This is a genomic window from Thermoanaerobacterium aotearoense (assembly GCF_009905255.1).
GTDB classification, from domain to species: Bacteria; Bacillota; Thermoanaerobacteria; order Thermoanaerobacterales; family Thermoanaerobacteraceae; genus Thermoanaerobacterium; species Thermoanaerobacterium aotearoense.
This window is the reverse complement of the sequence record NZ_CP047602.1, coordinates 2451813-2467262: the sequence shown is the minus strand read 5'-3', so window position 1 is coordinate 2467262 and position 15450 is coordinate 2451813. Positions and strand designations below refer to the sequence as shown.

Genomic DNA, 15450 nt, shown 5'->3' with positions numbered 1-15450 from the left:
GCATTGTTTATAAAGCCAATAGAAAATTTAAGAGAGGTTGGGGAAATAAATGAGGCTCTTACAGACGAGAGACTCCCGCTTTTAATATACGGTCTAACTGATTCTCAAAAAGCACATATTGCTCATTACATTGTAAAGAAGCTTGGGAAAAAAGTGCTTTTTATAACATACAATGATGTGGAAGCCAAGTTGATGCATGAAGATTTAAGTTCACTGTTAAATGGCGATGCATATTTGATTCCATCAAGAGATGCACTTTTTTACAAAGTGGATGCATCCAGTTTAGACATAACTGGCAAAAAACTTGCTGCTATCAGGAAAATTCTTGATGATAAGCCCTATGCATTTGTCGCTTCAATAGATGGCGTTTTAAACAAAGTTGCTCCTAAAGATGTGTTTTTAAAGTACAAAAGGAAATACAAAATTGGAGATACGATTGATTTAAATGAGCTTTCATCGTTTTTTGTCACTATGGGATATGAAAGAGTGCCTATGGTGGAGGGCAAAGGGCAGTTTAGCATACGTGGCGGTATAATTGATTTTTTCTCGCCTATGGAAGAAGAAGGTTTTAGGATAGAGCTTTTTGATGATGAAATTGATTCCATAAGAAGCTTTGATACATTCACGCAAAGGTCTTTGGACAATGTAGACGAAGTTGAATTGTTTCCTGCAAGAGAGTTTGTTCTGGAAGATGAGAACATTAAAAAAGGGCTTTCTAATTTAAGCAAGAGGGTGAATTCCTACATTTCAAAAATAAAAGAGACACAAAGCGGCAGAGCAGAAAAGATTAAGAAAAAGTTTGACGAAATAATGGAGAATATCTCTGAAACCAGAAATATAACAAATATAGGAGAATTGATAGGCTTTTTTTACGACAATCTTTATTCTATTGTTGATTATTTTGATGGTGCTTTTATAATAGTAGATGAGAATTTGAGGGTGAAAGAAAGGGCCTCAAACATCGTTAAGGAGTTTAATGAGAATTTTAAGTCGTTGCTTTTATCTGGAGAAGTCATACCTGATCAGTCGAACCTTTTGTTTGGTTATGACGACATTTTAAAGAAGCTTTCGGATAAATCGCTGATTTTGATGAACACAATTGTAAAGTCTGATGAAAATATACAAGTAAAAAAAATCGTTAATTTTGTATCAAGGACGATGCATTCTTTTCATGGAAAATTGGATCTTCTGGCAGATGATCTTAAGTTCTATAAAAGTTCTGGATATAAAGTTGTCATGCTTTCCAGCAATTTAGAGAGAGGAAAACTATTGAGAAATTCACTTATAGGGTATGGATTAGAAATTCCTATCATAGAAGACGAAGAGTACGACATACCAGAGGGCGGTGTGTTAATTTATCCAGGCACAATAAGCAAAGGATTTGAGTACGTAGATGCCAAATTTGCCCTTATAAGCGATGTCGAGATTTTTGGCCAATCGAGGAGGTCGAAAAAATCACTTAAAGTTAAAAATAGTGGAAGGATTAAGAATTTTACAGAACTCACTGTTGGTTCATACGTTGTCCATGTAAATTATGGCATAGGCAAATATGAAGGAATCGAGAAAATAACTGTTGATGGTGTTACGAAAGATTACCTTAAGATAAAATACGCTGGCGATGACAAGTTGTTTGTGCCTGTTGAACAGTTGGATTTGGTGCAAAAATACATAGGTCCAGAAGACAAACCGCCAAAACTAAATAAGTTAGGCAGCAGCGATTGGTCTAAGCTTAAGAAAAGGGCTAAAAAGGCCGTTGAAGATATAGCGAAGGACTTGATTAAGCTGTATGCAAAAAGGCAGACAATGAAGGGATATGCTTTTTCTAAGGATACGCCGTGGCAAAAAGACTTCGAAGAAAGGTTTCCGTACGAGGAGACGGAAGATCAGCTTAGGTGCATAGAAGAAATAAAAAAAGACATGGAAAGCGATAAACCCATGGACAGATTGCTTTGCGGTGATGTAGGATATGGAAAGACAGAAGTAGCACTTAGAGCCGCATTTAAAGCTGTTGCAGATGGCAAGCAGGTGGCCTTTTTGTGCCCGACGACGATATTAGCCGAACAGCACTACAATAATTTTGTGCAAAGGTTCAAAGATTTTCCAGTCAAGATCGAGATGCTTTCGCGTTTTAGAAGCAATAAGGAGCAATCGCAAATAATTAAAATGGTAGCTGATGGTACTGTAGATATTCTGGTGGGGACACATAAGATTTTGCAAAACGATGTGAAGTTTAAAGACCTTGGTCTTTTAATCATAGATGAGGAGCAAAGATTTGGTGTAAAGCATAAGGAGAAGATTAAAAAACTGAAGGAAAACATCGATGTGTTGTCTCTTTCTGCAACGCCTATTCCAAGGACGCTTCACATGTCCCTTGTAGGTATAAGGGATATGAGCGTATTGGAGAATCCTCCTGAAGATAGGTATCCAGTTCAAACGTACGTGGTGGAATTTAATGAAGATCTCATAAGAGATGCGATTTTAAGAGAGCTGGGACGTGGAGGACAAGTTTACTTTGTCTACAACAGAATTGATGGCATAGAAAGAATGGCTTCGATTTTAAAAGAGTTGGTGCCTGAAGCACGTATTGCTGTTGCACATGGTCAGATGGATGAAGGAAGACTGGAAGATATCATGATAGGATTCTTAAACAGGGAATATGACATATTAGTTTGTACTACGATAATTGAAACGGGCTTGGACATACCAAATGTAAATACCATAATAGTGTATGACTCAGATAAGATGGGGCTTTCTCAATTGTACCAATTAAGAGGAAGAGTCGGAAGATCTAATAGATTGGCTTATGCGTATTTTACTTACAGGAAAGATAAGGTTATTACAGAAGTTGCAGAAAAAAGGCTTGAAGCAATAAAGGAGTTTACTGAATTTGGTTCCGGGTTTAAAATCGCCATGAGGGATTTAGAGATAAGAGGTGCTGGTAATCTTTTAGGAGCTGAGCAACACGGTCATATAGATGCTGTAGGGTATGATATGTACTTGAGGCTTCTCGACGAGGCGATCAAAAACTTAAAAGGAATATCTGAAGAAGACAAGCCTAATACAGCAATCGACATTAAAGTTAGCGCTTATATAGATAAAGAGTACATTGAAGATGAAAATCAAAGGCTTGAAATGTATAAAAAGATTTCTTCCATCGAAAATGAAAAAGATGTTGAAGACATAAAGGATGAGCTTATAGACAGGTTTAAAGAGTACCCAAAAGCTGTAGAAGCTCTCATCGATGTGGCTTATTTAAAAGCGCTGGCAAGAGATGCAAATATATTGGAAATTACTGAAAGAGGTAATTCTATAATCTTGAAGTTTAAGGACAACAAGTCCATAAATTCAAGAATAGTTGATGCCTTAGTCAATGAATTTAAAGGTAAAATAATGTTTTCGGGCCAAATTCCACCATACATCACTTATAAGTACGGCAAAAAGGAAGACTTATTGAAGGAATTGATCAATTTGGTCAGCAAGATTAAATGTTTGCAGATAAATTAAAACTGATATATAATGAGTATATAAACAGTAATGAAAGGATGAATGCATTGAAGCTTAAAAGATTAGGAGCAATTTTAGCATTGACGCTTGCGCTTACTACACTGACTTCTTGTGGCGTAAATAAAAACATCGTTGCAAAAGTTGACGGACAAGACATAACGCTAAAAGAATATCAGGATTCGTTTAATCAGGTTAAAGCACAGATAGAAAGCGATCCGCAGTACACCAAAGACATCTGGAATCAAAACTACAATGAGCAAAAGTTTATTGACGTAGTTGAGAATTCTGTCTTAGATAATCTGATCCTTGAGAAGCTTCTTCTAAAAGAAGCTGAAAAAGAGAAGTTTACAGCAACAGACAAAGAAATAACCGATGAATACAATGCGGAAAAAGCTACAAACAGCAAAGTCACCAAAGAGATGGCGAAAGACAACGTCCTTATAAACAAGCTTGTAGATAGCTGGACGAAGAATGTAAAAGTCACTGACAGTGAAGCTTTAAAATATTATAACGACAATAAAAGCCAGTTTGAGGTAGTTAAGGCCAGCCACATATTAGTTTCTGACGAAAAGACTGCCAATGAAATATACGATAAGCTTATGAAGGGTGCTAACTTTGCGGATCTTGCAAAGCAATATTCGATAGATACTTCTACAAAGGACAATGGCGGTGAACTTGGAGAGTTTACAAGAGGCACAATGGTGCAAGAATTTGAAGATGCTGCATTTGCCCTAAAGCCTGGAGAGATATCAAAGCCTGTCAAGACACAGTACGGATACCACATAATTAAATCAGAAGCAAAATACACAAAGTCTTTTGATGAAGCAAAAAGCAGCATAATATCCTACTTGGAAAGCAACAAAAAGCAAGACATATTTAATCAGAAATCAGAAGCTTTAAAGAAAGCAGCTAAAATCGAGAAATTTCCGCAAAACATAAAAGTAACGATATAAAAGACACTTAAAAGAAGTGTCTTTTTTTATGTATAAAATAATGGAAATGCATAAATACTAATCTTGAACTTAAAATTTCAGGAAATGGAGGTACATAATTTGAAAGCGACTGGAATTGTTAGAAGAATAGATGACCTTGGAAGAGTTGTAATTCCAAAGGAAATAAGAAGGACATTGAGGATTAGAGAAGGTGATCCTTTAGAGATTTTTACTGACAGAGAAGGTGAAATAATATTAAAGAAGTACTCTCCTATAAGTGAACTTGGAGATTTTGCACAAGAATACGCAGACAGCATATATCAATCAACAAAACAACCTGTTTGCATAACAGATGGCGACAACGTCATTGCTGTGGCAGGTATGCCTAAGAAGGAATTGATTGACAAACCGATAAGTCCAGAGTTGGAAAAGTACATGGAGGAAAAAAGGACTGTAATACTTGGCGAAGGAAAGGACAAAGGCACTATTGCAATAGCAGAAGGGCAGGAATTTATGCCTGTATCACAGGTTATAGTTCCGATTATTTCACGGGGTGATACGATTGGAACTGTAATAATCTTTACGAGAGAAAGTGGTGTCGCCCTTACCGATGTTGAGGCCAAGATAGCTGAGACAGCTGCTACATTCTTAGGAAAACAAATGGAAGAATAATATATAGCAAGTATATAGAACCCTGCATATTATAGTATATGAAAATGACTATAATGTTGTGGGGGGATCTTTATGCCTTTTAAAGTCAATGACATAGTAGTGAGGAAATCACACGGTTTTGATTTGCTGTTTAAAGTCATAGATGTCATAGAAAATAGAGGAACAAGACATTACCTTTTGCACGGACTAAATATGCGAATTGTTGCTGATGCACCTGAAGATGATCTTATGCCGGCTTCATTGACAAGGATTAACGAATACGATGAACCATATCAGAGAAAGGCAAATTATATAATTAAAAAGATTGCTCAATCAAAAGATTTGAGGAAATCGAATGTGATGCGATCAAACCGAAGTGAGCCGTACGGCAAACCCGGTACGGTTCTCCATATAGACGGCGATGAAGGGTATCTGAATATTTGCTTAGATGCATACAAAAAAGCAAATATAGTGGCTTATGGAGAAATAGTAGATGAAAAAGAGCAGCCTGATAAGGTGGTGGCTCTACTAAATAAATACAAACCGGATATACTGGTGCTGACAGGACACGATGGCGTAAAGAACACTAGAAACTATTCAGATCTAAACAATTACAGAAACTCAAAGTATTTTGTAGAAGCTGTAAAAAAAGCCAGAAGCTATGAGCCATCTCTGGACGATTTGGTGATTTTTGCAGGTGCTTGCCAGTCTAATTACGAAGCATTAATATCATCTGGAGCAAATTATGCAAGCTCCCCTGAAAGAGTGTTGATACACTGCCTTGATCCCGTTTTGGTGTGTGAAAAAGTAGCTTACGCTCATATAAATGAGATAGTAAAAATCGAAGAGCTTATAGAAGACACCATCACAGGTTCAGCAGGGATTGGCGGACTGCAGACGATGGGAAAGTTCAGATATGGCGTTCCAAAGGCTAAATTTTAGCGAGTCAACTGACTCGCTATTAATTTTTCCCGGCTTATGTCGGATATTTCTCTATTTAGCGCATTTATTTGTGCTTTTAAGCATGAATTGATTTGTTGACAAACTACATTTTCACTGGTATAATAATATATTTTATTTGACAAAGGATGAAAAATGTGTTATAATATTTTCAGAATTTTGTAAGGAGTGATAAAATTGGCCGATAGATTAGCCCTACATGAGATTAAAAAGAAGCTGGATGACCATGTTGGCGCCAGAGTCCGGCTAAAAACTAACGGTGGCAGAAAGAAGACAATAATCCGTGAAGGATTTTTAGAAAAAACATATCCCAGCATTTTTATTATTGTCATAGATGGACATGGAACAACCCGCAGGGTCTCATATAGTTATTCTGACATTTTGACAGATACAGTTGAGCTTACACTTATGAAAGGTGAAAAAGAAATACGATGCATGTAGCAAAAACCGATTGTTATCGGTTTTTGTTTTTAGCATATTTTTATACCTCCTTTTATATTATTATATTAGATAAATATAGCTTCTATATTTGATCATATATTTAATACGAGGAGGTAAAAAAATGTTACAAGGTGCATTGACAAATCCCATAAGTTATGACAGGTTTGTAGGCGGGGAAGATAGTCAGGCTCTTATAGAAAGCGACGTAATAGTGCCGGAAGATATGCCTGATGCCATAAATGTGATTGCGGTTTTGGGAGAATCTGTAATAAACGACGTTGTCGAAAGCGACGGCAAGATTCAAGTTGATGGGCAGCTTAAGCTAAACATACTATATGTAGCTGATAAGGACAAAAAGCTCCTTCGAATTAACAAGTCCGTGGATTTTACGCATTTTTTAGAGATTAGCGGTGTTGACTCAAAGTGTAAATCCATTGTCAACTGCAGAGTAGAACATGTAGATTTTTCTCTTATAAATAGCCGCAAGATGAATGTAAAAGCCATAGTAAGCGTATCTGGCAGAGCATTTGCAAAAGAAAAGAAAGAGGCCATAGTGGGAATACAAAGTGATGAAGGTATAGAGTATCTGAAAAAGACCATCAAATTGGCAAATATAGTAGGTCAAAACAGCGCAGAGACTTTCTTGAAAGAACAAGTTAAGATTTCTGACGGTGAACCTAATGTTTCCAAAATATTAAAAACTGACATGATCATAAAGCCTGATGAGCCTAAAATAACAGATAACCGCGTCATAATACAGGGCAGTGTCCACGTGTATATAGTGTACGAAGGCGATTCGAAGGATGAGTACGGCTATGAAGAATGTGACCTAAACTACGCGAATTTTATAGACGTGCCTGGTGCATTAAGCTATATGAATGCCAATACTTATGAAAGAATAATAGAGAAAAACATAGAAATTTTGCCTGATGAAAGCGGAGACAACAGGATAATCGACATAGAATTGGTTTTAAAGACTGATGCTGTTGTAACAGAAAAAGATGAAACTGAGATCCCAGTAGACATATACGGCATCAATAGAAATGTTGAGCCTGTAATCGAGAAAATAGAAGCCATAAGTCAGCAAGGGCGTTTTAAATCACAAGCCATATTTAAAGAAAATGTGGAATTTAGAAACAATGTCAGGAGAATAATTGATGTTGTTGCATATCCTGTACTTTCAGACTATGCTTTAAAGGATGGAAAAGCCATCTTAGAAGGTGTGATCGATTATAACATCGTATATATAGGTGATAATGGCAATCCCATGTCTTATAAAGATGAAACACAGTTTAAGACGTTTTTAGATGTGCCTATAGATGACGGAGATCTTTTCATCGATTTAAAAGTAACGCATATTTCCTATGATATTATGGCCATGAAAGAGGCAGAACTTAAATTTGTAGTAGATGCAACTGTGGATGCTTTTAAAATTAGCAAGTACGATGTGCTTATAGATGCGAAAGAAGCTGAAGATTTAAGAAGCGAAGAAAATAGACACAGCATTACAATATACATGGTCCAAAAAGATGATGAGCTTTGGGATATAGCTAAAAGGTATAGGACTTCTAAAGAGGAAATAATTAAAGTAAATGAATTAAAGGACGAGAGGATTTTGGCTGGGTCGAAGCTTATAATACCTAATAAAATATGAGATTTAGGCTAAAGTTGGAATTCATGATTATTCCAACTTTATTTTTATTAGAGAAAATTTATTTGTTGATTTAAACATATATAGAAGGATTTTCGTGTATAATGTATAATATATATTATAGCGTAAATTTTTTGTGGAAGTGAATTGATAATGAACAAACTAAAGGCGAAGTCGTACGCAAAAATAAACTTGGCACTTGATGTCAAAGGGAAAAGAGATGATGGATACCATTTTGTTGAGATGGTTTTGCAATCGATAGATTTATATGATAAATTAGAATTTGAGATGTGTGATGACATAGTTTTGGAATGCGAGAGGAAAGACGTACCTACAGATAGATCCAATTTGATCATAAAAGCAGCAGATTTATTAAAAAGGGAATTTGGCGGATACGGTGTTCATATTAGACTTAAAAAAAACATACCGGTTGCAGCAGGACTTGCTGGCGGCAGTTCAAATGCCGCGGCAACTTTGGTCGCTTTAAATAAGCTTTGGAACCTTAACATAAAACTGCCTGTATTAAAAGACTTGGCTGCTTCTTTAGGTGCTGATGTGCCTTTTTGCATAGAAGGCGGTACAAAAGCGGCTTCTGGTATAGGTGATGTGCTTCAAGATTTAGAAACGCCACATTTAAGATTGTTAATAGTAAGGCCTTCTGTATCTGTATCGACGAAAGATGTGTATACTGAATATGACAATCTTGCTTTCATAGAAAATAATTATACTAAAAATATGATTGATGCCATAAGATCGGGAAGTATCATAAACATTTGTATGAAATTAGGAAATGATTTAGAGCGGGTGACCATCAGAAATTATCCTATTATAGGCGATATAAAAAAGATGATGGTTGAAAGAGGAGCATTAGGTACCCTTATGAGCGGCAGCGGACCGACAGTATTCGGCATCTTTGATGATAGTAAAAAATTGGATGCCGCTTACGATTCTTTTGTGGCTGATGGATTTTATGCATATATTTCTAATACTATTGATAAGGGGATAGAACTTTATGAATAACTATTTGCCATTGGAAAATTACAAACCGCTTAGGGACATTGTATTTGATTACATGAAAAATGCCATTATAACAGGTGAATTTAAGCCGGGAGAAAGGCTTATGGAGGTCCAGTTGGCGGAGAAACTGGGAGTTAGCAGGACTCCTGTAAGGGAAGCCATAAGAAAGCTGGAGTTAGACGGGCTTGTAGTCATGGTTCCCAGAAAAGGTGCGTATGTGTCAGATCTTAGCACGAAAGACCTGCTTAATGCGTTTGAAGTCAGGCAGTCTTTGGAAGGACTTGCAGCATCGCTTGCTGCTGAGAGGATTACGGACGATGAGCTAAAAAAGCTAAAAGACGTATTGGACAAATTTTATGAGGGGATACAAGAAAACGACGTAGAAAAGCTGATTAAATACGATCAGGAGTTTCATGACTTGATATTCAATGCTTCGAGGAATGAAAAATTGGTGCAGATAATGAACAATCTTCAAGAGCATGTTCACAGGTTTAGAGTAAGATATATAAGCGATTTTAAAAAGTCAAAGAAGCTGTATCAGGAGCACAAGAAGATATTGGAGTCATTGGAGATGCGAAGCTCAGACAACGCTCAAAAGTGGGCAGAAAAACACATACAGAATTTTCAAAATGATTTAGTGAAAGATATGAAGCATTTTAGCGATGGAGAGTGAATGAATCATGAATGCTTTAATACTGGCTGGAAGCACTGGCGATGAGAAGCTTCCAGAAAAGGCTCTTATTAAGATAAAGGATAGGTATATGATATCGTACGTGATTGACGCCCTAAGAGATTCGGGAAAGATAGATAAGATTGCTGTAGTAGGCGACAAGGAAAAGTTGCAATGTATAGATGGCATAGATATATTGATAGATCAAGGGAACTCTATAATAGAAAATGTCGTCAAGGGAATAGAACCTTTTAAAAATGACAGGCGTGTATTGATATTGACGTGTGATATTCCTATGCTTACGAAAGAAGCAGTAATAGACTTCGTAGAACAGTCTGAAGCTTTGAATGCAGACTTATGTTACCCAATAGTGAAAAGAGAGGACAACGAGAGGAAATTTCCAGATGCAAAGAGAACCTACGCTAAAATCAAAGAAGGCACTTTTACCGGTGGGAATATATTTTATATAAATCCTCAAATTGTCGATGCCTGCATTGAAGCGGCAAAACAATTTATAGCTTTTAGGAAAAAACCGTGGAAGTTAGGGCAGTTGCTGGGCCTTAAGATTTTGATATTGTTCGCTTTTGGCCGTGTGACTATAAGTCAGCTTGAGAGAAAGGTATCAGAGCTTTTCAATATTAACGCAAAAGCTGTAATATCTAAATATCCAGAGATAGGCAATGATGTAGACAAGGATGAAGACGTAGAAATGGCAAATAAGTATATAGCTTGATATATGCACAAAATAGGCGGAGGCCTATTTTTTTTGCATATATTTTTTTTATTGTGAAATACTTAAAAAAGGTGATGTGGATATGATGAATGTACTTCTTTTTTTGAAACAGGTTTTTAACACGTATTTGTTTGCCGTACTTTTCATAACAGGTTTTTATGAGGCAGTATTTGATCAGAGGAATCTTAAGAAAAAGGGACTTGATAAGGATTCAAAAATCTGCAGAAATATAGGCATAGCGTATCTTGCAATTGATGCAATCATGTACATAATAATTAAAATTTCACCGATTTGATGAGAAGGGAGTGCTTTTTTTTGGGATTTTTCAATAAACTTTTCAAAAACAAAAACAATGACAATAGGGAAAGCAAAGATGTGGAAAGCCCAAAGGTGAAAGAAGACATTGAAGAAAATATAAAGTACATAAAGGATATGTTAAAAGATTCTGATGACATAATTTACAGGGAATTCTGGGTTGGAGAAGAATTTCAGCACAAATTGGAATTAGTCTTTGTGGATGGGCTTGTGGATAAAGGCATTATAAACGAGCACGTGATGCATTCTCTTATGCTTGATTCAAGGCAGGCAAAACCTTCAATTGATGAGATCAAAAAAAACATATACGAAGTAATCAAAAAGGCAGCCATAACTGGTGGCGACATAAAGGAAATCGATGATTTAGACAAATGCATAACATCTATACTTTCAGGTGATACGGCTCTTTTCTTAGACGGGCATCCTAAAGTTGTCATTATATCCAGCAGAGGATGGCAGATGAGATCTGTCGCACCTCCTGAGACAGAAATGGTTGTACGGGGTGCAAGAGAAGGTTTTACTGAGACTTTGAGGGTAAATACAGCTCTTGTCAGAAGGTGGATAAGGGATCCGAAGTTTAAGATAAAGCAGATGCAGATAGGGAAAAGGTCTAAGACGGACATTGCTTTGCTTTACATAGATGACATCGTCAATAAAGATTTATTGTCATTGATACAAGAAAGGCTTAAACAGATAGACATAGACGGCATTTTAGAAAGCGGCTACATTGAGCAGCTTATAGAGGAAGACTGGCATTCACCGTTTCCACAGATGCTTAACACCGAAAGACCTGATAAAGTTGCTGCATCAGTGTTGGAGGGAAGGATTGCCATACTCATTGACAATTCTCCTTTTGCTTTGATAATACCTACAACATTGGCTACACTTTTCCAATCACCGGAGGACTATTTTGAGAGGTGGATGATTTCTTCACTTCTCAGGATACTAAGGTTTACGGCGGCAATCATCGCACTTGTAGGTCCATCTATATACATAGCATTTACATCATATCATCCTGGTATGATACCTACAAAATTGGCTCTTTATATAGCTTCGACAAGGCAAGGGGTGCCATTTCCTGCATTTATGGAAGCGTTGATAATGGAAGCGACTTTTGAACTTTTAAGAGAAGCAGGTATAAGGCTTCCTGTTCCAATAGGACAGACGATAGGCATAGTAGGCGGTTTGATCATTGGTCAGGCTGCTGTGATGGCAGGAATCGTAAGCCCACTGATGGTGATAGTGGTAGCAGTGACGGCTGTTTCATCTTTCTCAATACCCAGCTACAGTGCTGCTATTGCCTTTAGGCTTTTAAGGTTTGTCTTTATGCTGCTGGCGGCCGTATTGGGACTATACGGTATAATGTTGGGCTTTATACTTATGCTGACACATTTAGTTGTACTTAAAAGCTTTGGACTTCCTTATCTGTCTCCGTTTGTAGAGATAAATTTAAGCGATCTGGCAGATACAATTATAAGAGCACCGCTAATGGTCTTTAAAAAGAGGCCGCCTACACTGGATACACAGGATAAGAAACGGATGAAAGATTTAAGGCCAGAAAAAATCGAAAGCGTAGAAGTAGACCGGAGGGATAATAATGATAAAAAACAATGACAAGATTTCAGAAAATCAGCTTTCCATACTGCTTTTTACCACTATGTTAGGAGCTGGCGTATTAAGCTTGCCTGCAGATGTGGCTAAAGCAGCAGGACCCAATGGTCTTATTGTGATACTTTTAGGAGGGCTTGTGGCTTTAATATTTGCCAGGATTATAAGTTTCGTGGCGTCAAAATTTCCAACGGAGACATTTGTAGAGTATTCTGAGAAGATTATGACTAAGCCTGTATCTGTTTTGCTTACGATATTTTTAATCGTGTATTTTTTGATTTTTTGCAGTTTAAATTTAAGGATATTTGGTGAAGTTGCCAAGTCGTATTTATTAAATAGCACTCCTATAGAGGTAATAATGATAACTTTGATCTTCACGTCGGCGTACATTGTGCGATATGGGATAGAACCTATTGCAAGGATGTCAGAGATACTTTTCCCAGTAATGGTTATACCTACCATGATCATCCTTTTGCCTGCTTTAACAGATATAGATTTAAGCAATTTTCTGCCTGTACTTAGAATTTCTCCTTTAAGGCTTGCAAAAGGCATTTTGCAGACTACTTACAGCTTTGTGGGATTTGAAATATTGTACGTCATATTTCCGTACATTCAATTGGGAAATAAGCTTAAAAAAAGCATAAATGTATCTTTTTTTTCTATAATATTTTTTTATCTTTACATTACGTTTTTCACCATAGGTATATTCGGGTACAAGGAAACAAGTGTCCAATTGTGGCCATTGCTTACAGTCATAAAATCCATCAACTTTCCGGGTTTTTTCATTGAAAATCTCGAAAGCCTTATAATGGGTATTTGGACGTTTGCAGTGTTTACATCTATATCGGCTTTTCATTATGCTGCCACACTAAGTTTGTCAAAGCTTATAAAGGCAAGGGAACATTCATATCTTGTTATACCGCTTGTGCCTGTCATATACTTCATGGCGCTTATACCCGAATCAATCGTAGAGGTGTACAGATACGCATCATACGCTACATATTTGACGCTGTTTTTTGTGATTATCCTTCCTTTATTAATGTGGGCTATAGTGAAGTTAAGGCATGGAGGTGAAAGGTAATGAAAAAACTCATTGTCACGTTGATACTGATTATACCGTTAATTTTGACTGGTTGTTGGGACAAGGTTGAGATTGAGGACAGAGCATTTGTGATGGCTATAGGGATTGACACGTCAAATCAAGCAAAAAATTACGTAGTGACTTTTCAATTTCCAAATGTAAAACAGGTGTCCAGTGCTGCAGGTGGCGGCGGTGGTGGAGGAGGACAGCCTAATTTCTCCATATCAGAAATTGGGGATACGGTCTTCTCTGCATCACGTCATGTAAGCACAAGACTTGATAAAAGGCTTTTTTTAGGCCATACGAAAGCTGTAATATTAGGCAAAGATGTAGTCAGCAATAGGGATAAATTCCTTGAAGTATTGGATACTTTGGATAGAAGCTATGAATTAAGCAGGAAGCTAAGGTTGCTTGTGACGGACGGCAAGGCACAGGATATACTGCTTAAAAATTATAAATTTGATCCGGATATTGGCGCGTATATAGACGATATATTCAAACAGTACAACAGGACGTCAATATTTCCTAATATAGATTACAATAAAATAACCAAATCGTTGCATGACACAAATGGAAATGCCATAATTCCAGTCATATCAGCGGGAAAAGATGAGCTAAAAATTGCTGGTTCTGCCATCATAAAAAACTATAGACTGGCAGGATGGATGTCAGATGGAGAAAACATGGGGTACATGTGGCTTATGGGCTTTGTCAAAGGTGGAGACATAACATTTGACATGCCTACAACAGATGGCAAGGAAGTAAAGGTGCCATTTAATATCACAAATACCGTTATGAAAAGACAGGTTACTGAGCAAAACGGGAAGATAATATACAAATTGAAATACGATGTGGAAGGAGAAGTGACTGAATACAGCTTTCAAAAACATGGGGAGATGTTTGACACAAATGTCTTAAGTACAATGGAGAAAAAAGCCGATGGCGTCATTGAAAAAATGATTAATGAATCACTTAAAAAATTCCAAAAGGATTTAAAAGTCGATATGATTGGCGTGGGAGATTACATTGAGAAGTACAATCCTTCGCTTTGGAGCAAGGTTGGACCTACTTGGAATGAAAAATTCCCTGATGTTGTGGTAGAGCCTATTGTGACTGCTCACATTAGAAGGATAGGCTTATTTAGATAAATTTTGTATAATTCCCATCCTATTTGGCAATAATTGAAATTGAAGACAATTTACCTTACGGTTGTCAAATAAAAATAATTGGGGGATTATACATAATGAAACGCTTTATTGCAATTGCACTAATAATTTCTACAGTATTTTTCTTTGAGATAAGTAAAAACGATGACACATACGCCATGAAAAAGGATATCTCAAATAAGCTTATCAGATTTCACGTCATAGCAAACAGCGATTCTAAAGAGGACCAAAGCCTAAAGCTAAAAGTGAGAGATGCTGTAATCAAAAGCATGAACGACAAATTCATTGGCGCGACAAGTCTAAAGGAGTCAGAAGAAATAATAAAGAAGAACATACCATACATACAGAAAATAGCGCAGGACACTGTTTACGCCAATGGGAAAAATTATGGTGTCAAAGTCATGTACGGTCGCTTTGACTTTCCTACAAAATACTACGGCACAATTACACTGCCTGCAGGAAATTACAATGCACTTAGGATTGTCATAGGAAAAGGAGAAGGGAAAAATTGGTGGTGCGTGATGTTTCCGCCGCTATGCTTTATCGATATAACCCATGGGCTTACAAGTGAAGAAACGAAGAAAGAATTAAGCAGGTTTTTGTCAGAAGATGAATTGTCCATGATAGAGACAGAAAAACCGCAGGTGAAATTTAAAGTCGTGGAAGTGTTGGAAAGATACTTTAATGAAATAAAAATGGCATTAAAAGATTAGGAGGAAAA

General features: G+C 36.9%; 14 protein-coding genes. All 14 read left to right on the top strand.

From position 1 onward, the window contains the following. Window positions 1–3: 3 nt before the first annotated feature. The 14 genes from mfd to spoIIR all read left to right on the top strand — a co-directional run bounded on the left by mfd (window position 4) and on the right by spoIIR (window position 15442). Entirely contained in the window at window positions 4–3504 is a 3501-nt protein-coding gene (mfd, locus tag GSH73_RS12325; RefSeq protein WP_014757670.1) for a transcription-repair coupling factor, read from the top strand. A 47-nt stretch (window positions 3505–3551) separates the two neighbouring features. Next, window positions 3552–4457: a peptidylprolyl isomerase gene (locus GSH73_RS12320; protein ID WP_489884367.1), complete on the top strand. Its 906-nt coding sequence runs from the start codon at window positions 3552–3554 to the stop codon at window positions 4455–4457. 99 nt (window positions 4458–4556) lie between these two features. Beyond that, window positions 4557–5108 (top strand): stage V sporulation protein T, encoded by a 552-nt coding sequence (spoVT, locus tag GSH73_RS12315; protein WP_014757672.1) that lies wholly within the window; start codon window positions 4557–4559, stop codon window positions 5106–5108. Window positions 5109–5180: 72 nt separating this feature from the next. Further along, entirely contained in the window at window positions 5181–6029 is an 849-nt protein-coding gene (yabG, locus tag GSH73_RS12310) for a sporulation peptidase YabG (RefSeq protein ID WP_014757673.1), read from the top strand. Between the two features lie 195 nt (window positions 6030–6224). Beyond that, entirely contained in the window at window positions 6225–6488 is a 264-nt protein-coding gene (locus tag GSH73_RS12305; protein ID WP_014757674.1) for a Veg family protein, read from the top strand. Window positions 6489–6609: 121 nt separating this feature from the next. Beyond that, complete coding sequence (locus GSH73_RS12300; protein ID WP_014757675.1) at window positions 6610–8142, top strand: DUF3794 and LysM peptidoglycan-binding domain-containing protein; 1533 nt, start codon at window positions 6610–6612, stop codon at window positions 8140–8142. Window positions 8143–8292: 150 nt separating this feature from the next. Continuing rightward, the gene (gene ispE / locus GSH73_RS12295; protein WP_014757676.1) at window positions 8293–9159 is read left to right on the top strand and encodes a 4-(cytidine 5'-diphospho)-2-C-methyl-D-erythritol kinase; all 867 of its coding nucleotides are present in this window, start codon (window positions 8293–8295) and stop codon (window positions 9157–9159) included. Next, the gene (locus tag GSH73_RS12290) at window positions 9152–9829 is read left to right on the top strand and encodes a GntR family transcriptional regulator (protein ID WP_014757677.1); all 678 of its coding nucleotides are present in this window, start codon (window positions 9152–9154) and stop codon (window positions 9827–9829) included. The genes ispE and GSH73_RS12290 overlap by 8 nt, the downstream gene beginning before the upstream one ends. A 7-nt stretch (window positions 9830–9836) precedes the next feature. Further along, window positions 9837–10559 carry a nucleotidyltransferase family protein gene (locus GSH73_RS12285; protein WP_014757678.1) on the top strand — a complete coding sequence of 241 codons (723 nt, stop codon included), beginning with the start codon at window positions 9837–9839 and terminating at the stop codon, window positions 10557–10559. Window positions 10560–10641: 82 nt separating this feature from the next. After that, window positions 10642–10854, top strand: coding sequence for a CLC_0170 family protein (locus GSH73_RS12280; protein ID WP_014757679.1), 213 nt, complete (start codon window positions 10642–10644; stop codon window positions 10852–10854). A 20-nt stretch (window positions 10855–10874) separates the two neighbouring features. After that, complete coding sequence (locus tag GSH73_RS12275) at window positions 10875–12488, top strand: spore germination protein (RefSeq protein ID WP_038069574.1); 1614 nt, start codon at window positions 10875–10877, stop codon at window positions 12486–12488. Continuing rightward, window positions 12472–13563, top strand: a complete 1092-nt coding sequence (locus tag GSH73_RS12270; RefSeq protein ID WP_014757681.1) for a GerAB/ArcD/ProY family transporter — start codon at window positions 12472–12474, stop codon at window positions 13561–13563. Before GSH73_RS12275 ends, GSH73_RS12270 begins: the two co-directional genes overlap by 17 nt. Next, window positions 13563–14711 carry a Ger(x)C family spore germination protein gene (locus GSH73_RS12265; RefSeq protein ID WP_014757682.1) on the top strand — a complete coding sequence of 383 codons (1149 nt, stop codon included), beginning with the start codon at window positions 13563–13565 and terminating at the stop codon, window positions 14709–14711. Before GSH73_RS12270 ends, GSH73_RS12265 begins: the two co-directional genes overlap by 1 nt. A gap of 95 nt (window positions 14712–14806) precedes the next feature. Then, window positions 14807–15442, top strand: coding sequence for a stage II sporulation protein R (spoIIR, locus tag GSH73_RS12260; protein WP_014757683.1), 636 nt, complete (start codon window positions 14807–14809; stop codon window positions 15440–15442). Window positions 15443–15450: the final 8 nt, after the last annotated feature.

Bases quoted from the DNA above. Each gene is read 5' to 3' on its own strand.
- yabG (WP_014757673.1), top strand. From the start codon at position 5,181: ATGCCTTTTAAAGTCAATGACATAGTAGTGAGGAAATCACACGGTTTT.
- GSH73_RS12300 (WP_014757675.1), top strand. From the start codon at position 6,610: ATGTTACAAGGTGCATTGACAAATCCCATAAGTTATGACAGGTTTGTA.
- ispE (WP_014757676.1), top strand. From the start codon at position 8,293: ATGAACAAACTAAAGGCGAAGTCGTACGCAAAAATAAACTTGGCACTT.
- GSH73_RS12290 (WP_014757677.1), top strand. From the start codon at position 9,152: ATGAATAACTATTTGCCATTGGAAAATTACAAACCGCTTAGGGACATT.
- GSH73_RS12285 (WP_014757678.1), top strand. From the start codon at position 9,837: ATGAATGCTTTAATACTGGCTGGAAGCACTGGCGATGAGAAGCTTCCA.
- GSH73_RS12280 (WP_014757679.1), top strand. From the start codon at position 10,642: ATGATGAATGTACTTCTTTTTTTGAAACAGGTTTTTAACACGTATTTG.
- GSH73_RS12270 (WP_014757681.1), top strand. From the start codon at position 12,472: ATGATAAAAAACAATGACAAGATTTCAGAAAATCAGCTTTCCATACTG.
- GSH73_RS12265 (WP_014757682.1), top strand. From the start codon at position 13,563: ATGAAAAAACTCATTGTCACGTTGATACTGATTATACCGTTAATTTTG.
- spoIIR (WP_014757683.1), top strand. From the start codon at position 14,807: ATGAAACGCTTTATTGCAATTGCACTAATAATTTCTACAGTATTTTTC.